Origin of the sequence: Pedobacter sp. (assembly GCF_037719805.1) — a bacterium.
In the GTDB taxonomy this organism is placed as follows: Bacteria; Bacteroidota; Bacteroidia; order Sphingobacteriales; family Sphingobacteriaceae; genus Pedobacter.
In genome coordinates this window covers 344,791-364,781 of sequence record NZ_JBBJLZ010000006.1, presented here as the reverse complement: position 1 = coordinate 364,781, position 19,991 = coordinate 344,791, and the positions used below count along the sequence as shown (strand labels likewise).

The 19,991-nt window shown below is 37.9% G+C and carries 19 protein-coding genes; 8 read left to right on the top strand and 11 right to left on the bottom strand.

Translation table 11 applies throughout. The features are described 5' to 3' along the window. The first annotated feature begins 61 nt into the window (after positions 1–61). Positions 62–2,530, top strand: a complete 2,469-nt coding sequence (locus WKF66_RS20985; RefSeq protein WP_489676469.1) for a glycoside hydrolase family 95 protein — start codon at positions 62–64, stop codon at positions 2,528–2,530. Between the two features lie 160 nt (positions 2,531–2,690). Here the strand turns inward: WKF66_RS20985 and WKF66_RS20980 are convergent, their stop codons facing one another. Then, entirely contained in the window at positions 2,691–3,098 is a 408-nt protein-coding gene (locus WKF66_RS20980; RefSeq protein WP_489676468.1) for a hypothetical protein, read from the bottom strand. Positions 3,099–3,375: 277 nt separating this feature from the next. Between WKF66_RS20980 and WKF66_RS20975 the strand changes: the two genes are divergently transcribed. After that, positions 3,376–3,885 (top strand): transmembrane 220 family protein, encoded by a 510-nt coding sequence (locus WKF66_RS20975; protein ID WP_489676467.1) that lies wholly within the window; start codon positions 3,376–3,378, stop codon positions 3,883–3,885. A gap of 614 nt (positions 3,886–4,499) precedes the next feature. Then, positions 4,500–5,039, top strand: a complete 540-nt coding sequence (locus tag WKF66_RS20970) for a hypothetical protein (RefSeq protein ID WP_489676466.1) — start codon at positions 4,500–4,502, stop codon at positions 5,037–5,039. A gap of 246 nt (positions 5,040–5,285) precedes the next feature. Here WKF66_RS20970 and WKF66_RS20965 read toward each other — a convergent pair whose 3' ends face one another. Continuing rightward, entirely contained in the window at positions 5,286–7,019 is a 1,734-nt protein-coding gene (locus tag WKF66_RS20965; RefSeq protein ID WP_489676465.1) for an alkaline phosphatase D family protein, read from the bottom strand. 242 nt (positions 7,020–7,261) lie between these two features. On the opposite strand from WKF66_RS20965, the gene WKF66_RS20960 reads away from it, so the two are divergent. The 4 genes from WKF66_RS20960 (at position 7,262) to WKF66_RS20945 (ending at position 12,584) form a co-directional block, all read left to right on the top strand. After that, positions 7,262–7,666: a transmembrane 220 family protein gene (locus WKF66_RS20960; RefSeq protein ID WP_489676464.1), complete on the top strand. Its 405-nt coding sequence runs from the start codon at positions 7,262–7,264 to the stop codon at positions 7,664–7,666. Positions 7,667–8,234: 568 nt separating this feature from the next. Then, complete coding sequence (locus WKF66_RS20955; protein ID WP_489676463.1) at positions 8,235–9,560, top strand: DUF418 domain-containing protein; 1,326 nt, start codon at positions 8,235–8,237, stop codon at positions 9,558–9,560. 172 nt (positions 9,561–9,732) lie between these two features. Further along, positions 9,733–9,951 carry a hypothetical protein gene (locus tag WKF66_RS20950; protein ID WP_489676462.1) on the top strand — a complete coding sequence of 73 codons (219 nt, stop codon included), beginning with the start codon at positions 9,733–9,735 and terminating at the stop codon, positions 9,949–9,951. 188 nt (positions 9,952–10,139) lie between these two features. After that, positions 10,140–12,584, top strand: coding sequence for an outer membrane beta-barrel protein (locus WKF66_RS20945; protein WP_489676461.1), 2,445 nt, complete (start codon positions 10,140–10,142; stop codon positions 12,582–12,584). Between the two features lie 168 nt (positions 12,585–12,752). On the opposite strand, the gene WKF66_RS20940 is transcribed toward WKF66_RS20945, so the two are convergent. Then, positions 12,753–13,031, bottom strand: a complete 279-nt coding sequence (locus WKF66_RS20940; protein WP_489676543.1) for a Na+/H+ antiporter NhaA — start codon at positions 13,029–13,031, stop codon at positions 12,753–12,755. Between the two features lie 130 nt (positions 13,032–13,161). Here WKF66_RS20940 and WKF66_RS20935 point away from each other — a divergent pair, with 130 nt between their 5' ends. Beyond that, a complete protein-coding gene (locus WKF66_RS20935; RefSeq protein ID WP_489676460.1) occupies positions 13,162–13,878 on the top strand; it encodes a PRC-barrel domain-containing protein in 717 nt (238 codons plus the stop codon). Positions 13,879–14,053: 175 nt separating this feature from the next. On the opposite strand, the gene WKF66_RS20930 is transcribed toward WKF66_RS20935, so the two are convergent. The 8 genes from WKF66_RS20930 to WKF66_RS20895 all read right to left on the bottom strand — a co-directional run bounded on the left by WKF66_RS20930 (position 14,054) and on the right by WKF66_RS20895 (position 19,969). Further along, positions 14,054–14,653: a hypothetical protein gene (locus WKF66_RS20930; protein ID WP_489676459.1), complete on the bottom strand. Its 600-nt coding sequence runs from the start codon at positions 14,651–14,653 to the stop codon at positions 14,054–14,056. A gap of 4 nt (positions 14,654–14,657) precedes the next feature. Next, positions 14,658–15,206, bottom strand: a complete 549-nt coding sequence (locus WKF66_RS20925) for a cupin domain-containing protein (protein WP_489676458.1) — start codon at positions 15,204–15,206, stop codon at positions 14,658–14,660. Between the two features lie 67 nt (positions 15,207–15,273). Continuing rightward, positions 15,274–16,086, bottom strand: coding sequence for a helix-turn-helix domain-containing protein (locus tag WKF66_RS20920; RefSeq protein WP_489676457.1), 813 nt, complete (start codon positions 16,084–16,086; stop codon positions 15,274–15,276). A 254-nt stretch (positions 16,087–16,340) separates the two neighbouring features. Further along, positions 16,341–17,129 (bottom strand): hypothetical protein, encoded by a 789-nt coding sequence (locus WKF66_RS20915; protein WP_489676456.1) that lies wholly within the window; start codon positions 17,127–17,129, stop codon positions 16,341–16,343. Positions 17,130–17,468: 339 nt separating this feature from the next. After that, entirely contained in the window at positions 17,469–17,891 is a 423-nt protein-coding gene (locus tag WKF66_RS20910; RefSeq protein ID WP_489676455.1) for a hypothetical protein, read from the bottom strand. Between the two features lie 20 nt (positions 17,892–17,911). Then, a complete protein-coding gene (tssD, locus tag WKF66_RS20905; protein WP_489676454.1) occupies positions 17,912–18,436 on the bottom strand; it encodes a type VI secretion system tube protein TssD in 525 nt (174 codons plus the stop codon). Between the two features lie 13 nt (positions 18,437–18,449). Continuing rightward, positions 18,450–19,442 (bottom strand): hypothetical protein, encoded by a 993-nt coding sequence (locus WKF66_RS20900; RefSeq protein WP_489676453.1) that lies wholly within the window; start codon positions 19,440–19,442, stop codon positions 18,450–18,452. A gap of 56 nt (positions 19,443–19,498) precedes the next feature. Further along, the gene (locus tag WKF66_RS20895; RefSeq protein WP_489676452.1) at positions 19,499–19,969 is read right to left on the bottom strand and encodes a hypothetical protein; all 471 of its coding nucleotides are present in this window, start codon (positions 19,967–19,969) and stop codon (positions 19,499–19,501) included. Positions 19,970–19,991: the final 22 nt, after the last annotated feature.

The window sequence follows — 19,991 nt, the reverse complement described above, 5'->3', positions numbered from 1 at the left end:
GGGAAAACCGACGGAAACATAATAACTACCACGTGTACTTAAAACAACACCCTTTTAACTTATGATTTCTTTTATAAAATCACTCCCAATAATCCTGTTAGTATTAGTAAGTAGTTTAGACCTTCGTGCGCAGGAAGATTTGAAACTTCATTACACTCAGCCCGCAGTCATGTGGACTGAGGCCTTGCCTGTTGGAAATGGCCGGCTAGGTGCAATGGTTTTTGGGAAAGTAGACGAAGAACTAATTCAGCTCAATGAAGCATCGCTTTGGAGCGGTGGACCGGTATCAAAAAATACAAATCCTAATGCTTTTGAAAATCTCGCCTTTACCAGAGAAGCATTGTTCAAGGGAGATTATGCGAAAGCCTATGAGCTCACCAAGAAGATGCAGGGCTTATACTGTGAAAGTTTTATGCCACTCGGCGATTTAATCTTAAAACAAGAATTTGCTCCCAATAAACCCACAAGCTACCGTAGGGAATTAGATATTGAGAATGGAATTGCCACCACAACGTTTATAGTATCCGGTGTAACCTACAAAAGAGAAGTGTTCTCATCTGCCCCCGGACAATGCATTGTAATCCGAATGACAGCCAGTCAGCCAAACAAACTATCTGTTGTTGTAGATGCTAAAAGTAAGCTGCAAAATAAACGAAGGGTTGATCAATATTCCATAATATTAGATGGTAAAGCGCCTGCACACGTAGATCCAAATTATGTGGGCTACAACAAAAAGCCAATCATTTATGATGATACTGCGGGTTGTCGCGGAATGCGTTTCGAAACCATCATTAAACCAGTTGTAAAAGACGGAACTGTTACCAACAACATTGATAAAGGCATTTCAATTAGGAACGCTACAGAGATTATTCTGCTGGTGTCAGCAGCTACTAGTTTCAACGGATTTGATAAATGTCCGGACAGCGAAGGTAAGGATGAACGCAAGCTAGCTAAAGATTATCTTTCTAAATCTTTAGGTAAAAACTACAACCAGTTGTTAGGGGCACACCTGTCTGATTTTAAAAAATATTTTAGCCGTGTGTCTTTAAAGCTCAATACAGAGGAGGCAGACCAATCGGCTAACGCAACAGATCAAAGACTAGAAGAGTATGCAAAAGGTAAAAAAGACTCGAAACTGGAAGCATTATTTTTTCAGTATGGGCGATACTTACTGATGTCCTCATCGCGCACTAATGATGCACCTGCAAACTTACAAGGGATCTGGAACAAAGAATTGCGCGCGCCATGGAGCAGCAATTACACCACTAATATCAATGTACAAATGAATTATTGGCCAGTTGAAACCGCTAATCTTTCAGAATTTTTCTCACCTTTAAATGACTTGATTAAAAACCTATCAATTAACGGAGCTGAAACCGCCAAGAGTTATTATGGAGCAAGAGGTTGGGTAGTACACCACAACTCTGATATATGGGCAATGAGTAATCCGGTCGGCGATCTTGGAAAAGGAGATCCCATGTGGGCCAACTGGTACATGGGTGCAAATTGGTTGAGCAGACACTTATGGGAGCATTACCAATTTACTGGCGACAAAATATACCTTAAATCAGTGTACCCCATTATAAAGCAGGCGGCCTTATTTTCTTTAGATTGGCTTCAAAAGGACAAAGAAGGTTATCTGGTTACGATGCCTTCTACGTCACCCGAAAACAAGTACTACTATAATGGTAAAAAGACGGGTGCGGTAACTATCGCGAGTACCATGGATATGGGTATCATCAGGGATTTATTTACCAACACGATGGATGCGTCGAAGGTCTTAAACATCGATCAAAATTTCAGGGATACAGTTCAAAAGGCCACTGAAAGACTGTATCCTTTTAAAATTGGTAGCAAAGGTCAGCTTCAGGAGTGGTACCAAGATTTTGAAGAAGAGGATCCGCACCATAGACACACGTCGCATTTATATGCGTTACATCCATCAAATGCTATTTCGCCACTGAGAACACCTGACCTGGCAAATGCGGCCAGAAAAACACTGGAAATGAGAGGCGATGATGGTACAGGTTGGAGTCTGGCCTGGAAAGTGAATATGTGGGCCAGGCTTTTAGACGGAAACCATGCCTATAAACTATTTCGAAACCAGTTAAGGCTTACCAAAGAAAACGATGCAAATTACAATAGTGGCGGTGGGGTGTATCCTAATCTTTTTGACGCGCATCCGCCTTTTCAAATTGACGGCAATTTTGCAGGTACTGCGGGTGTGATTGAAATGCTGATCCAAAGCCAGAACAATGAAATACACTTATTGCCTGCATTGCCTGATGCGTGGAAAGATGGTACACTAAAAGGCATAAAAGCTAAAGGTAATTTTACCGTAAATATTGAATGGAATGCTGGTAAATTAAAAGCAGCAACGATAGTTTCAAATGTAGGCGGCAACTGCACTATTCGGGCAAGTCAGCCATTTAAGGTAGAAGGAGTAACTTTCAAAAGTGCACAATCCAATCTTGGATTTACCCTAACCTTTGAAACCAAAAGGGGAAAATCATATAAGATAAGCACATAATCATATAGTTTATGTGACGATTGCTAATAGGTCTATCGGAAAGTGATGCATATTTTCTACATCCTAATTATATTAGAATGAGTTGCCTTTTAAGGGAAATCATGATCGCAATCACTAAGAATGTATAGTTTAAAATGAAAGTTTAGTCTAAACTAATCTTTCATTTTAATTTTATCGGTACCCTAGGGCTTTTCAAAATTTCTTGAACCTGTCTTTTTAATTCTTCACTGTCATAATATCTCATTGATTCCAAGATTATTGCTTTTTTCTTCTGATAATCTTCAATTTGCGAAGGTGGTATGGACTGAATCTTGATTTTGACAAGTGAATCTAGTTTTCTTCCATGCGAGGTTAATCTTACATACTCCGTGATATCATTTAAGACGGAAAATGTAATATCTTTCTCAAAAACTTTATCCTTGTCAAAGCCAATATAGATACACTCAGCTAAAACATACCATCGGTAATAAGACTCCATTTCTTTAGCAGAAGGCTCTATTTGTGCTTTAGTATTATCTGAAAATCCTAAGATAAATAAAGAAGCAAGTATGATTGTCCTATATTTCATAATTCTTAAGTAATTCCATTTGTAAGTGCTACGACTGTTAGGCTTTTGATATACAATTTCATTCGCATCAATTAGAATCGTCGTTCTAGAGTGAGAGTTGAATTGCAAGGTACCAAAATCTAAACAATTTTAAAACCCATTGAATATCTCTCTTTTTGGAACAAAAGTCTTCGTTTCCTGAGACATTTACTTTCTATTTGCTCGTTTTTCGGGTTTCACATTAAAAGCAACCTTGCTTTGCTTACATTAGGATACGCTGAACAATTATCCTATTCGTATGAAGATATTCAATTCCATTTTTATCACTTTGTTTATCCTATTTGCAGGCTTACAATACAATGACCCAGATCCCTATTTATGGGTAAGCATCTACTTATATGGTGCACTTGTCTCTTATTTAGCTTTTACTAACCGGTTCAAACCCGGTTTGTATTATATTGGCTTTACGATTTATATAGGATATGCCTTATTCTTACTGTTTGACAAAACAGGGGCAATCAGCTGGGCTACCGAACATCATGCAGAAAACATCGTCCAAAGTATGAAGGCTACAAAGCCATGGATAGAAGAAACGAGGGAATTTGGAGGATTGGCTATTTTGCTCTCGGTATTGTTATCAATTTCTTCTACCAGAAGAAAGCAAAGAGAATGGACCATTTGCGGGGTATCCGTAACTATTAGTGTATGGTTTATACCCACCTTCATGGAGCCCTGTTTCTATTTGCACCACTGGGGCATACCTTTAAACTCAAAAGGCTTGACGATGGAATCGAATTTATCAACCTAATTAAGCAATACTTGGATCACGATGAATTCCCTGTCTATGTAGCAGAAGGAAAATCAGAAGAAAAACTGAAAGCGGTCAATAATAATTATTAATTAAGAACTGCGCACAATAAGCTTAAGTATCGAGCTTCACTGATTATTTCTATCCGGCAGAGAGTTAGTATAAAGAAGTTAAAAAGGAACTTAGTAGATTAAGAATGAAATTAGACAGCTTTCGTCGAATTTAAAATGAAAAGACTACATTATAGCTCAGATATCAAGGTATAAATATATAATGATATCAATGTATCCTGATGTGATTAAACTTAAGATCCTTAAACTTTTTTGTTGTAAACAGTAATTAATATGGTCGATATATGATACCACTTGGTTACAGGTGCCTAATTACCATAGGAGGGCAGGTAAAGCTTAGTTTCTTAAGACAGTCTAGTCACCAGAGGTAGGTGGTGATATATAGAAAAACAATAATCCTAAAAAAGTATAGTATGTAAATACTATTATGCCAAAATAGAAATAATAATTTTAGTTGCGGTTCTGATTTAAACCGAACAGATGCTGCTAAGGCTGATATATTAAGCTTAACCTGAATCAAGTAAATAAAAATAAACTAGACTAATGACTATAAGTGCGATTGTAATTATAATTTTAGGATTGGTAGCATTAAACCGAATATTTAAAACAAAAACCTTAAATTTCAAGATAATAGCTTCGACGTTTTTTGTAGTGCTTTGTGGTGCATTATATTTGTCATTTGTAGTTATCATGTGGAATTCATCTAAAGATCCAAGAGAATTACGTTTAAAAGAATATGAAAGAGAACAAGTTGATGTAAAACAAAATGTAAACTGGGAAGGACAATATTCATTCAATGCATTAAATAAAGACGGTTTAATTACAAGTTTTGAAATAACAATTGCAGACATAAATAATATTCTCCTGGTCTATATAAGTGATAGCGGGAAGCCTGAAACTTACAAAAACCTGAAAGCTCAGGTTTTACAAACGGATCAAATAAAAATTATTTTTAATAAAGAATATGGCGATATGGGAGCTATTACTTTAGAAAAAAGTAACAATGAGTTTATGATTTCTGGGCAACCGATATATTATATTAATCCAGGTAATAATACCAGAATTATTAAAAAAATTATGTAGTTCGTTTTTTAAGACAATCTGATTTTCGATTACATAAGTATAAGGCATTTGATATCAATATATTTAATGTATAATAATATAATTATATACTGATGTCGTTATCATTTGAAAAAAGATTAATAGGAGTTGAAAGCGCAAATTAAATCGTTACAGCTAGGTAGATAAAGCTCCTATTTAGATAAGTGAGATATAGAATCGAAAAGGCTATATTTAGAACCTTAATTATATGCTACTTTACTCTTAAAGTTAATTTTCCGAGACAGTTTTTCCAGTTACTACTGTGGTATTTTCTGTTGCAATTGTATTTACATATCTCCATTCAGACTTCGCTTGACTAGCTGTAAAGGAAGCCATAACATAGCCCCGTTGTGTAGCATTCAAGTATTGCAAATCATCGATAAGTAAGGCAATTGCGCCTTCAAAGCCTGCAACTGTTGCTGCATTGGAACCAAAGATGGCCTCAAAGCCAGGAGAAGAAACAGAAGCTGTTGCAAATTCAACTCCTGCTTTTCGGCCGCTAACATCTTTCAAATCTGAATACCAAGCATTGTGTGTATCCCCAGCTAGTGAGATTAATTTCTTGCCATTGGCTGCAGCAAAAACGGCCTCACGTTCGACAGGATAGCCATCCCAGGCGTCTAAGTTGTATGGTAAAACGGTTTGTACTCTGGCCTTTTCTGCTGAAGTCAGGGTTGGATCATTTTGCAACAATCTTGTTTTGATCACTACTAATTGGCTCATTACTGTATTAAACTGCGCCAACACTGCAGGATCGGTGATTCCAGCAGAAATTTGTGCTACCAAGAGTAGCAACTCAGCAGGCATGTACATCTTTCCCATTAGGACCTGATTGCCTAAAACCTGCCATTTGGCTGTGCTTCCTGAAAGCTTACCGCTTAACCAATTCTTCTGTTCCGATCCAAGTATACTGCGTTGTGGATTCTGCCAGGCTGTTAGAAAAGCATTCGTATTTAAACCCGTTACACTCAGATAATCATTATAATTTAGCTGCTTATCGCGACCGATAATACGGGTATCCAACATGATAAGATTTACTAATCCAGCAATCTCAAAATTACGGTATATTTTGGCATTATCTGTAACCCGTGCTGGTAGGTATTCGTGCCATACTTGTATCGCACTCATTTTTCTGGTATTGAAATCGCCTTCAGTTGACTGGTGATTTTGTGCTCCGTCCTTATAAGCATCATTAGCGATTTCATGATCATCCCAAACACAAATGAAAGGTTTTAGCTGATGTGCCTTCTGCAGTTGCTTATCACTTCGATATTGGCGGTAACGTTCCCTGTAATCTTCCAGCTTAATGATTTCTCCGGCCGGCTTGTGCGAGCGATCGATTCCAGGAGTAGCATTAGTTCCGTAACCCCCTGCCTGGTATTCGTAAATGTAATCGCCGAGATGCACTACAAAGTCGGCATCTGATTCAGCTACGGCACCATAAACGTTAAATAATCCCGATTGGAAGTTGGCACAAGAAACTACTGCCATCTTTATTTCTGAACTTTGTCCGGCTGCAGGTAATGTTTTAGTCTCTCCGGTTACTGAAACGGTCTGAGTCGTATCAGAACGGAAACGGTAGTAATATTTAGTGTTCGATGTCAAGTTGCTTACATCGACATATATCGTATTGTCGCTTTTAGTATCCGCTTGTACAGATTGGCTAACGACGAGACTTTTAAAATCCTTATCTCTTGCTACGTCAAGAAGTATAATCGGCTTGCCAGTCTCCTGACTTGAAGGAGTGTATCTGCTCCATAATATTACTCTATCTTGTGAAGGATCAAAACTAGCGACACCTTCATAAAAACCTTGTCCTTCATGGACAGTATCTTTGTTGCCGTCTTTCTTTTTACAGCTGGCAAGCGCTGATGGTATTAAAAAGGCCCCTGTTGCCGCAATTACAGAGTTTCTTATAAATTTCCTGCGACTTAGTCGTTGGAGTACATCTTCTGATTTCATATTCGTAATATTGAATCGAAGATATCTCTCTCAAGTTTTCTTAACAACAAATTTGCGTGATCCTACTGTTAATTTTCAGTACCTCAGTTGCCTCAGATGCCTTATCAGTTATCATAAAGCTTCGTTTAGTGAGACTTTTCAGACCATCACCGACCCACAAACACGCTCGTTTTTCGGGTTTCACATTAAAAGCAAACTTGCTTTGCTTACATTAGGATACGCTGAAAAATTATTCTATTCGTATGAAGATATTCAATTCCATTTTTATCATTTTGTTTATCCTATTTGCAGGATTACAATACAATGACCCGGATCCCTATATATGGGTTAGCATCTACTTATATGGGGCATTTGTCACTTATTTAGCTTTAACCAACCGGTTCAAACCCGTTTTGTATTATATTGGCTTTACGGTTTATTTAGGGTATGCCTTATTCTTACTGTTTGACAAAACAGGGGCAATCAGCTGGGCGACTGAACATCATGCGGAAAACATTGTCCAAAGTATGAAGGCTACAAAGCCATGGATAGAAGAAACGAGGGAATTTGGAGGATTGACTATTTTGCTCACGGTATTTGTGATCAATTTCTTCTATCAGAAGAAAACAGAGAGAATGAACCATTTGCGGGGTGTCCGTAACTATTAGTGTCCGGTTTATACCCATAAACAGTAAAACTCCTCGTTCAGTGAGACGTTTGTTTTTCCATTGCCTTTCTTGCTCGCAAAGACTACAGCTAACAGAAAGCGAGCTTATTTCTTCAAGCTAATCTTCGTATTTTGAACTTGCCAATATAGGAGTACTTACTATGCTCCGATCTTTGGCCAAAGACCTGGAACTTTTTTACCGACGTCTTCACTAATAATTACGATGTGTTCTTATATACAATTATTCTCGCTGGTAATCTGCTAACAGAAATGAAACTGGAGTCTTTTGAGCTTTTTAATGATGGATTTTACGAGGAAGTTAGTAATGGAAAATAGGGCTTTGTGGACTTCAACCTATACCCGAGGAATTAGTTTACCTTCATGGAGCCCTGTTTCTATTTGCACCACTGGGGAATACCTTTAAACTCAAAAGGCTTGACGATGGAACCAATCACTTAAGGTATCTTTTTCTTTAGTCTGAGTGTTTCCGCATAAGAATGTCTGAAATTTTTTGGTTTGAGGCACTGACTTATATATATTTATGTCAAAAAATCGAACCAAACATAACTATGACTACCACACAGTCTAAGCCTGTTGAGCAGGCCGACCGCATTGTTGCCGTTGATACCTTGCGTGGCGTTGCGCTTCTCGGGATTCTAATGATGAATATTCCTTATTTCGCATTAGCCGAAAACTCTGATACCTATAGCAGTAATTTTCACAATCCAAGTTTCTGGGCAGACTTTGTAGTTACGGTCATATTTGAAGGTAAAATGAGAGCCTTATTTTCCATGATCTTCGGCGCAGGTATTCTGCTATTCATAGAGCGGAAGAAAAAGGCAGGCGTGGGCTACAAGGGATTGTATTTTAGCCGTATGGGTTGGTTAGTTCTTTTTGGTCTTATTCACGCACATGTATTGCTTTTCAGAGGCGATATTTTATATTCTTACGGTTTGATTGGAATGCTGGCCTTCCTCTTCCGTAATTTGAAAGCTAAATACTTGGTTTGGGGAGTGCCTATTGTGGCTGTTATAGGCTTTGTAACCAACACGATGTTCTTTCAGCGCATGCGTCATGCACGTCTCGAATACAATACTGGGGTTGCACTTAAAAAGCAGCATAAGCCGCTTAGTGCTGACCAGAAAGCTGCTGTTGTCAATTGGCAGGAAATGGAAAAAGAGTTCCTCCCAAATGAGACGCTAGTTAACGAGCACACTGCATTGATGAAAGGAAACTATAGTTCTGTAGCCAGCTACATCCGGCCATTATCCTGGGATAGTCAAACTAAATATTTGCCAAATAGTATCGGAGATATCCTCGCTCTGATGATGTTGGGCATGGCTTTATACAAATGGAATTTCTTCTCCGGAGGCTGGACGACCAAACAATACAGAAAAACTGCCCTAATTGGCTACGGCATAGGTTTGCCTTTAGTATTGATTAGCTTTTATCACTCCTATTTGCAAGCGTCCGGAAACGCCGCAGAAATCAGTTTCATTGAGAACAATACGGTGCCCTGGTGGGGTATGATTTATCCCTTTCAAAGAATTTTTTTGGTAATGGCCCATGCCAGCCTCATTCTACTGCTAATCCGTGGAGGGGTTTTGAAATGGCTAACTCATAGACTATCAGCGGTTGGCCAAATGGCTTTTAGTAATTACATTATGCATACAGTAATCTGTAGCCTGTTCTTCTTTGGTTATGGTTTGAATTACTTTGCGGAACTGCAATATTACAAGTTATTTTACCTGGTTGCCGTAATATGGTTATTCCAGCTAATTATAAGTCCCATCTGGCTAAAATACTTCTTGTTCGGCCCTTTAGAATGGTTGTGGAGGACGTTAACTTACAGGCGGGTACAGCCCATGCGGCGAAGAAAGGTACTGCCTAATTAGGCAGCAATCTTACTTTAATGTCTTTGAAGAAAATCACGCTTCCTGGGTCATGTCCCTGCAATGCAAATTAACCAAGTAATCTTAAACTTTTTACTAAGGCAATAATTATATTTTTCATATTTAATACCTAGAGTTTAATTAGTAGGTAAGATATACATTGGTGGCAAAATCTATGCAGGCGATAAGCTTTAAAAAATTGTTGCGCCTTTACTTGTCTGATGCTTTGAATACAGTTCGCGAGAAGGAATTTTCAGTGAACAATGGCACCATGATCGATTTTTATCAAAAGCGGCAGAACCAGAATATCAGCCTATCCTTCATTTATAACTTTAGCCTCGGCAGCAAGTTTAATCAACACAATATCGAAGGAAGAAAACAGACGGATGGGTAACTAATTGTTCAGTAAAAACAGGTAAACAGCACTAGGCAAATAATTACTATCCAAGGCAGTTTCGAATAATTGTTAGATATGTTCTTGGTAATGAAAGGGTCAAATCACTAAATTGTCAAACCGGAAATGCCGAAGAAGCAACAAGGACCAATTAGAATTTAGTCCAATTGAACGGTATAAAGACTATTATGATAAACGCTAACTTAAGGATTACTTGTTTTTTATTCTGCATTCTGACGAGTTTTTGTTCGAAGTCCTTTGCACAAAACAATCAGGGTGTTATCTTAAAAGGTATCATTAAAAATGCGAACAATGAAGTTGTAGACGGTGCAACCTTATTTTTGAAAAATGGTAGTGATGGTCACGTAATAAAACAGACATTGAGCGATAAGGATGGGATCTTTTCTATTACGATTGAAGCTGGTACTTATGTAATTTCAATTAGTTATTTGGGCATGTTGTCTTACCAGAGTGACCTGTTAAAGTCCTCTGGCGATATGGATCTGGGTGTTATTAAGATTAAAACTACTGCCAGAAGTTTAAAAGAAGTTGTTATTCAGAGTTCCGGTAGTAAGCCACTTATTAGGATAGAAGGGCGAAAAATGATTTATAACGTGGAGAAGAGCATAACAGCTCAGGGACTAAATGGCTTGGAAGCTATAAAGAAAACACCGGGAATAATCGTGAACCAGGACAATACCATCACCCTCAATGGAGCCAGTGCAGCATTGGTGATGATTAATGGCAGACAAACCTATTTACAGGCAGAGGAATTGGCCCAATTGCTTAAGTCAATGTCTGCATCTGATTTAAAGGCCATTGAAGTCATCAAAAACCCTTCTTCTGAGTATGACGCTGCCGGAACTGGTGGCATTGTTAATCTCGTGCTTCAAAAATCAATTGCCGAAGGGTTTAATGGCAGTATCAATAATGGTGTCGCTTATGGAATCACCTTAAAGCAAAATACCAATTTGAACCTTAATTATCGAAAGTGTAAAGTCAACGCTTTTGGTAGTTACAATCATAATTTTGGACACTATTCAATGGACTATGACTATGACCGGACAACAAACGGGAAGGTATACCTAAACTCCAATCATGATGTAGACAAAAAACATAGCAACGGATCTACTGTTGGTTTGGATTACGCAATAGATACCACTAAAACGATAGGAGTGTTGCTCAATGCTAACTTTTCAAGTGGTGGTGGCCTGATTACGCCAACAACGAATATCTTTGATCAGGGAACGGGTGCACTTTTACAGACGCTTAGAAGTGAAAGCAGCTATCCGGAACAAATGGCCAGCCGTTATAATGCCAATTTGAATTACAGATATATAGGGGGTAATCGAACGAGTTTAGACTTAGATGCAGACTATGGGGTTTTTGATGCGGCTACAGATAATTTGAGCACGAATGCTTATTACGCAGCAGACGGAACTTTTCAGTCTTCAAACAATTTTCTTGTGGCCAATAGTCGCAATATCAAATTATATGCCTTGAAGGCTGATTATGGATTCCCAATGGGGAAGGGGCGGATGTTAATAGGTGCCAAGTTTTCCGAAGTAAACGCAGAAAATATATTCAATCAATATGATGTAAATACTAGCGTCAAGATTATAGATATTAACAGGTCTAACACGTTCGACTACAAGGAACAAATAAGCGCTGGATACGTCAAGTATGAGACCCCAATAAATGATGCAATAAGCTTCGATCTTGGTCTGAGATTGGAAAATACGCATTCCGTAGGAGACCTAAAGCCGACAGAAGGTAGTAGTCAATCTGCAACTTCCGTTGTTAGAAATTACCTGAACGTTTTTCCCACGGCTGCAATAACCTATAAAACTGATCGACAGGGTACTTACAACCTAAGTTTTGCACGTAGAGTCGACCGTCCTGCCTATAATAACCTTAACCCGTTTTCTTATCCTGTAGACGAACTTTCTTATTGGAAAGGTAATCCATTTTTGCAACCTCAATACGCAAATACATTAGCGATTCAATATATCTTCAAGAGCACCACGATCGGTACCAGTTATACACACACCAATGATATAAGCAGCACCATTACGGAAGTCATGGAAGGGGATGTTATTAATATGGTACCCAGGAACATTGGATTTCAGAACAATCTGAACCTAACCATAACACAACAGATCAGCTTGGCAAAATGGTGGAACTTGAGCCTTACCGGTATTGGATACCGACTGGAGAATAAGGTCGGCACCTTGACCTATGGAAATTATAGTCGCAGCCGTTTTGTAGGCACAATCAATATTCAACAGACTTTTAACCTTCCTGGTCACCTAACTGCCGAGGTAGCAGGGGTAGTCAATTCAAAAAGCATAAGCGGGTTAAATACCTACATGAATGGTAACTCACAAGTAGATTTAGGCTTACAAAAGAATTTGTTTCATGATAAAGCAACGCTTAGACTTGCTGCTACAGATATCCTGCGAACAAATAAGATCATTTCAAATACTCAACTTAATAATTTACTGCTACATAGCACTTATGTTGGTGAGAGCCGGCAGATCAGATTGAACTTTTCCTATCGTTTTGGAAATACGAGCATTAAATCAAAGGACAACCGCAAGTCTGGGTTGGAAACTGAGTCACAACGATTATAACTACAATCGTAATGGCAAATTATATTAATTTAACAAAATGAATTGAAAATTCATGATGAAGTAAAGGGGAGTAATGATACCGCATTTAACGCAAAATAATTTACTTTCCTAAAGTTCTTGGCATACGACTACTATAGTTTAAAACCAAATAGCCTGATAACCCTGATATTACTGAACCGACAAGAATTGAAAACTTCGCTTCTTGGACAAGCGATGGATCCACGAAGGATGTTCCAGTTTTATTAAAGGAGATTCATTACTATCTGCTGTTGATGGCAGCATCAAGGCAGTTAGAACACCTGCAATCGTTGCATGAATCCCAGAGTTATGTACAAAATACCAAATAAAAACACTTGGAATAAGGTGAAAGGTAAGATTTTTTACACCAAAGCGGTTAAATAAGAACAAGAGAGTAAGGATGGCGCCTGCATAAACTCGATACCGCAGGCATAAAGGTTATCGCCAGCTTGCAAGTCCGGCAATTAATAAAATCGGGATATAATACTCCATTATAGCTTAGAGTATTTCCAACAATATTTAAAGTAGTATGTTATAATAGATTAACTAAAGATAGATTATGAAAGTATATTTCACTCAGCTCATTGATTATTCTCTAGGCGCATTAGATGGAGAGATAGGTAAGATAAAAGATGTTTATTTTGATGACCATGACTGGATTGTTCGTTATTTTGTGGCTCAGACCGGTAATTGGCTATTTAAACGTGAGGTGTTAATCTCGCCTGTTGCCGTTGAACAGTCTATAGAAATTACTAATGATGTGCTGAATGTAAATTTGAGTAAAGATCAGGTTAAGAACAGTCCGGCTATTGATACCGAGCTACCGGTGTCCGTGCAACAAGAGTCTAGCTTGTTTGATCATTATTCCTGGCCATCTTTTGGCAGGGCAGGAACGGGCTGGCCAACAGCAGGTATGGTGAGAGGCACAACAGCTGTAATTAACAAAGCTGAACTTCCTGAAGAGTTTGATCCGCATTTGCGAAGTTTTCTTCATGTGTCACAGTATGAAGTTCTTAATGAAACTGGTCGGGTTGGGTTAGTTAAAGATTTGTTAATCGATTTAGAAAACTGGTCGATTCCATTTCTTCTAATTGATGATATTTTTACTTCGGATAAAGAAAGGGTAATGATTCCAACTGAAAAGATCGTTTCGATTGATTGGGATACCTTTCAGGTAAAGATATCTTCCAATCAGGATGAAATACAAAATGCACCAAGGATAAATGCGGAAGGTTTCTTTTTAAATGATAGTAATAAATTATTTCCTTCCAAGTAGAAATTAATATATTATTCTTGACTCAACGACGCCTGAGTGTAAATCTTCGTTTTGCGACACACATTCTTATTTGTTTCTAGTGAACAATTTGACGTGAAATTCATTTATCTTATTTTGTTACGAAAATATCCGGAGGGAGATTAGTTATCCTTTCAAAACGTTTAACGGAGAAATATTAATTTCTATCAAAAATTAATACTTCTCCAGTTTCAGCATGTATTTCCTGCTCTGAAATTATCGTAAACTTATAAGGTTCAGATCTACTGGTAGTTCTTAAGGTTAATTTGTTGCCGCTTATCCTATAACGACCCTCTGAAGCCATATCACCTCCCTCAATAAGTATTGCGCTGCCATTTGGTTTTAATCGCAAACCCATACCATCTCCTCCCCACCCTCCAGGAGGGTTTATAACACGTTCATAATAAGCTTTTTCTGTTCTTACCGAAATGGCATCTTTTTTACAGGCTTGAAAGCAAATGACCAATAGGAGTAACATGCTCCATTGGAATGTTTTAGCATTATAGATCATCGAATATTTGGTTAGTGTTTTTTTAAACAAAGAAATGAAATTTGTTGTTAATAATGAAGTCTTCGTTCCCTGAGACAGACATTCTCTTTTTTTGTTAGTTAGAGAAACATACCAATTATAATTGTACCACTTTTTTTTATCAAAAAAATGAGATGGATAATGATCATTAATTATACTGAATGTTAAACCTTTTTTAAGGTCGTGTTTATCATCAGTAGGGGTATATAGGGAGACTTTTCGGTACATTTTCTTAAAGCTTTAATGGTGGACCTAGGACTTTCATGCCGCAATCTTCGTGAATTTTATCAATCTCCTGCCTTGTAGGAACATGCTTTAGATTATTCATTGTCCTGAAAAAAGATTCGGCCTTACCTGCAGGCTGTACAAAATATACCAGTTTGCCCGAATCTGTTAGTTGTATCCATGTATGCGATATGTTACGTGGCAAAAAGATAGTATCACCTGGGCCCATCATCATAGTCTCTTCGCCAACAACAAATCGATATGTGCCCTCTATAATATAAAAAACTTCATCTTGATGAAAATGGACATGCAGTGAAGGCCCGGTTTTTTCAAAACCGATATATTCAAACATAGCTACTTGATCGTTAGTATCCTTTCCTGAAATCTTAATATCATTTGGATTTTTCCCCTTATACAAGAAAGATTCTCCAAAACGACTTTTGCCTGCCGGTACCATAAATGATTTTTTTGCACTATGATTTCCTTTAGTGATGTTTGTTAGGGCTAATAAACCTACTGTGCCTAAACTTGCTTGTAAAAATGCTTTCCTTTTCATGCTCTTGCGATTAGTTGCATAAAGATCAAAATTACGCTAGCTTTCACAGTGGTAGGAAATGGACATTTTAGTATATTTCCTCTGTGCCCAAAATTCTCTCAGGTGTTTCCAGTGCAAAAAATGCAGGAGGCGTATGACCTGTAAATTCCTTATAGTCTTTACTAAGATGTTGATAATCAAAGTATCCACAACTTATTGCAATATTGAACCAACTCATTTCAGGAAAGCAGTTCTTCATTCGGTAAGCTTTGTCAAACCTTATAATTCTAAGATATTCCTTTGGGCTTACCCCTAAACGTTGTATAAACTTACGATCAAATTGTCTATGGCATAGAAATGCGTTCGACACATACCAGTCTAGTGGATAAAAAAGGTTGAGCATTTGCTGTGATACTAAATCAATTGATTCTAAACTTTTCCTGCAACGGTTCACTATTTTTATCAAAAACTGCTCTATGATCAATATCATATGTTCGTGATTGTTAGCATGAAACAATTGATCATTAACTATGTCAACTTCAGGCCCTAAGACATCCCTTGCTTCAGCTAAGTGATCAGTCATTTCAGAAAGTGAAAATCCTACTAATCGGTGTAAGGCACCAGGCTGGAATAATACCTGCAATGAGAGGAATTTTTGAAACACTGTTCTGTTATTAATAATGGTATGTTGGCCAATTATTAAAGCATTTTTCGGACGGACGCTTTTGTTTTGATCAGGGTAATCAATTATAGTTGGTGTAGGAAAAAATTGTAGGCATTGCTCAGGGCGAGGGGTATAAGCTTTAGGAGGTATAGGATCCTGATTGGGAAATTGAAAATCAATAATTCGGTATAGCCTAACATAATTGGCCAGTTGAGGACTGGGCAGAATTTCGCGCAAATACATGATTGAATATACCTGTTTCTAAAGTATTTACAGCTATGATTTTTCTCACAGATATTTAGTTAATATTTAACTTGATATGTTAAACGTGATAGATTACATACCTTCGTTTTTAAGACAGATTGTCAAGTGCATAGGTCAAAGATTCTTATTGAAATTCACAGTTTTTTATAGGACAACCTAGTGTCTCTTAACTTAGAAAATTTTTCTTCCTATCTAGAAACAGATTAGGAACCCCTTGAGTTACCGCTTCAATGAATATCTGATTTATATTCAGTAGTCTCATCGCCATCTCGTTTGTAATTGTACCTTTCCACATCCGGCACTAAAGGTAATTTGATTGCAGACAGTTGGACATATTGCAGCAGGTCACGAGTCACCCAAGGAAGAATTCGATTTTTCATCCTTAAAATATTTCCGTTATATTCAATAACTACATTCTTAGCCGCTCCACTAGAAAGCCATCGGTCAGGAATCCAGCCTTGTAATTTTCTAATACCACTGCGTTGTAAGAGGTTATTCAGAGTATCCAATTGCATCGAACTAAGTTTCCCTTTAAAATACCCGGTATCCAGGCCAGCACCTTTTTTAACATAGCAATTGCCTTTATTGTCTATATTAACAGTTCTTAGCCCGCATCCCGCACATCCGCCGACATTGTAATGCAAACTCTTAAATTTTAAAGTATGATCGACAGTATAGTCTGTGTTTCTGAATGTGTAATAGGGTACTTTGCTAAACCTTTTTGCATTATCATTTATTGGGGTTAGGATGAGCAGTTCATTTCCTTTTCGGCTCATCAGAAACTTATGAGCTCGAGCACGGATTTCATTAGACGGGAAAACTTTATCAACCAGTACTAAGGTGTCTATTGATAGGTAATATAAATAATCTTCACCTTCACGGTTGGGTTCAAACGTAACGTCACTGCCAACAAAGCGCATCATATGCATTTCCTCAGAGATCCATGCAATAGATTGCACGGGTTTTAATTGTCCATATGCTTTACTACAGAACAGGAGAAAAAAAATAAGAGACATTTTGTTCATAAGCTGATTTAATAAAATTCACGTTATAAATACAATTTACTGAAATTCTTTAAGCAACTTCATTTTTGAGGCGAATGCCTTCGTTAAGTGAGATAGATTGTTTTCACTTTGCCGTACTTGATGCTTTAAATCATAAGGTGACCAGTAATTAAATCATTGACGTCCCGAAATTGTTCACTCTGCTTTTGAAGGTGCCCTTTTCCCACAAGTTGCTTTAAGCCTGGTGAGGTTTCGATAAAAGTATTTTAGTAATCTGTACAATAAACTTTCATATATAAATCATGAAAATCATTGCTAAGAAGGGAGAAATGGATGTATCTCGACAAGCATTTAAAAGTAGATGTCTATATAATCAGTGGTCTGCCCATCACAGTTGAGCATTTGCTGCAGCCTCCAGTATTGTCTTTTGCCACTGGCCTTAAAAATTGAGAGTCCATTAAGCTCGCAAGGCTGACCGCCATTAATGGTGTTTATTTTAGAAACGATCTTTCCATTAAATTTTAATATCCGGCCTCGGTTCAAAAAAGTCCCTTTAATGGTCACATATTCGTTTGATTTACGATCTCTTTGTTCACCCTGGATACTGTATTCATCATCACCAGTTTTTTTTATAAATACCTTTCCAGGCGTGAATTTATTGAAGCTGATCCATTGGATAGTAATAGAGTGAGTACCTGTCCGAACCGGTTTTACAGTCTCCTGCGTTTGGATTAGTGTATACAAAAGGGAAGTGGCAATCAAAAGGTATTTCATACAGCAAGTGGATTTGAATTTTATTGTTCAATCAAAATGCCATTAATGGAAAGAGAGCTGCAGCTAATGGATATAGCAACACTACCTACGCTATCATTATAGTAAGTGGATGAATACTGATCTGAATAGCTATACAAATTTGCTTTAAAGAACTTGATCGTTCTGGAAGGTAATTTCCCAAAGCTATCGGTAATAGTTACAGTTCCATCAAAAGTACTATTCTTTCCAGCTATTAATTTTAGCAGATCATCAGGAACGCTTTTTGCATCCAGGTTCAAATAGAAAATGCCTGCTTTGACTCCCGTTGCTGGTACATTTAATTTGGCTGCAACAGTATCTTTAGCTTTTGCACCCACTGGTGCGGATATTGCCTCATCATAATACCTTGCTACAGATGTAGAGACACCATTTAGGGGGGTGTTGATTGCTTTTCCGTTAGCATTTACACTTAAAACGATTTTGATACGTGAATCTTCCTGCGCATAACCATTAAAAGATAAAATCATTAACGCAAGTAAAATTGCTGTAGTGAATAGATTTTTCATAATTCCTTAAGTTTTAATGGATGATACTGTTGATTTCTATTATAAAACGCTCGACTTTTCGCGTGCTAAAAAAACTTTGAAGAACTATTACATCTTCCTTTTGAGATCCGGGTTTAAAGAAATAAACCTGCACATCGGTGCCTGAGTAGATTAAGTTTGTAGATTTCCTTACAGTTTGCACGCCATTAAAATCGTTAAATGAAAAAGACTTATTTCCTAGTCCAATTGGGCTGGTTCGGGTGAGCAAACGGGAACTTTTATCAAGCCTCACGTCAGTGAAGGCGGCAAGAATGATAGCGGGACCGCCAATGAGCGTAAATAGAAGAAAGCATATTCGGCCGATTTCATATCCATGACCTAACCACGCATCCGGCGTAAGCTCATGTATACCAACAGAGAGCAAGACCACACCTAGTAGTATGCTACCGAACCTGTTTTTTTTAATTACATAACCACTACCCTGAACGTCAAAAAATTGATATTCTCCGATTTCTACCGGCTTGAAGTCTTCCGGGCTGTCATGGGCTTCCAGATGCCGGTGAATCGGTGTGATTACTTCCTCTACGAATGCTATGGCATTCCGATCATCGGTCTTGCCGTACGCACAAGAGACTAAGGTACCCTTACCGTACCGGTCATCTTTTTTGAAAATCCTATATTTATAAGCACCCATTGTGTTGTTGACCGGGCTAATACCATAAATCCGAGAGAAAGGAATTGATTTTACGGGAAGAAATCCAAAGAGTTTCTTCCGCATGATGCCACTACTGATGTCAAACTCGATAGAGGTCCCAGCCCAACCTACAAATAACAATATTATAACGAGCAAGATGCCTAAAAGCGGCGTAGAAGATGTTATTGAATTTTGTAAATAATATACATAGACCAGGTATCCGGCTGCAAAGATGATAGACAGTACAACGGCGAGGATGTAGGAAAGACCGTAGGGATAAACAATTACCCGGTCTGGCTCGATTTTCCAGCGGGTCTTTGAGAGTGATTGCATTGACAAGGGCTTATATTTTATTACTAAACATCAACATATAAAATGGTTTGATGGCATCAGCTGGCGGACTTACGAAGAATGTTCAACCATATCCAGCTAGCTACTATCCCACCGATTATTTGGGCTGGTAAAAACAGGCCCCTTATAATACCGCTTAATTCATTTGACTTTTTATAGATATAGGGAACGAAGTGGACTTTCGGTTCAGAAAACCAGTATAAATAATAGATCATGACTATGCGAAAAATTGTTATCAGGAGCATTACCAGCACGACCGTTATGGGTTTCTTCTCCTGTTGATTATAGAGGGTAATAAAGCCTAAAGTTAAGGCTACATAAACGATGAGCTCTACAATAAAAAAAGCGACATGTATAAGTTCATACGTAGCATGAAATCCTGGTTCTGGGGTATGAAGTAAGCTTAAAAAGTCCAGGCATTCCAGAACAAGGTATGCACCATATAAACCGTATGCATAGATACAGAAGTATATTGCTTTCTGGCCTGCTTTGTCTGATGAGTTTGTCAACTATTTGATCTTTTAAAGTATC

Excerpts from the sequence above, each read along its gene's own strand:
- WKF66_RS20980 (WP_489676468.1), bottom strand. The coding sequence starts at position 3,098 with ATGAAATATAGGACAATCATACTTGCTTCTTTATTTATCTTAGGATTT.
- WKF66_RS20975 (WP_489676467.1), top strand. The coding sequence starts at position 3,376 with ATGAAGATATTCAATTCCATTTTTATCACTTTGTTTATCCTATTTGCA.
- WKF66_RS20970 (WP_489676466.1), top strand. The coding sequence starts at position 4,500 with ATGACTATAAGTGCGATTGTAATTATAATTTTAGGATTGGTAGCATTA.
- WKF66_RS20955 (WP_489676463.1), top strand. The coding sequence starts at position 8,235 with ATGACTACCACACAGTCTAAGCCTGTTGAGCAGGCCGACCGCATTGTT.
- WKF66_RS20925 (WP_489676458.1), bottom strand. The coding sequence starts at position 15,206 with ATGAAAAGGAAAGCATTTTTACAAGCAAGTTTAGGCACAGTAGGTTTA.
- WKF66_RS20915 (WP_489676456.1), bottom strand. The coding sequence starts at position 17,129 with ATGTCTCTTATTTTTTTTCTCCTGTTCTGTAGTAAAGCATATGGACAA.
- WKF66_RS20945 (WP_489676461.1), top strand. The coding sequence starts at position 10,140 with ATGATAAACGCTAACTTAAGGATTACTTGTTTTTTATTCTGCATTCTG.
- WKF66_RS20935 (WP_489676460.1), top strand. The coding sequence starts at position 13,162 with ATGAAAGTATATTTCACTCAGCTCATTGATTATTCTCTAGGCGCATTA.
- WKF66_RS20965 (WP_489676465.1), bottom strand. The coding sequence starts at position 7,019 with ATGAAATCAGAAGATGTACTCCAACGACTAAGTCGCAGGAAATTTATA.
- WKF66_RS20930 (WP_489676459.1), bottom strand. The coding sequence starts at position 14,653 with ATGTACCGAAAAGTCTCCCTATATACCCCTACTGATGATAAACACGAC.
- tssD (WP_489676454.1), bottom strand. The coding sequence starts at position 18,436 with ATGAAAAATCTATTCACTACAGCAATTTTACTTGCGTTAATGATTTTA.
- WKF66_RS20910 (WP_489676455.1), bottom strand. The coding sequence starts at position 17,891 with ATGAAATACCTTTTGATTGCCACTTCCCTTTTGTATACACTAATCCAA.
- WKF66_RS20950 (WP_489676462.1), top strand. The coding sequence starts at position 9,733 with ATGCAGGCGATAAGCTTTAAAAAATTGTTGCGCCTTTACTTGTCTGAT.
- WKF66_RS20960 (WP_489676464.1), top strand. The coding sequence starts at position 7,262 with ATGAAGATATTCAATTCCATTTTTATCATTTTGTTTATCCTATTTGCA.
- WKF66_RS20985 (WP_489676469.1), top strand. The coding sequence starts at position 62 with ATGATTTCTTTTATAAAATCACTCCCAATAATCCTGTTAGTATTAGTA.
- WKF66_RS20900 (WP_489676453.1), bottom strand. The coding sequence starts at position 19,442 with ATGCAATCACTCTCAAAGACCCGCTGGAAAATCGAGCCAGACCGGGTA.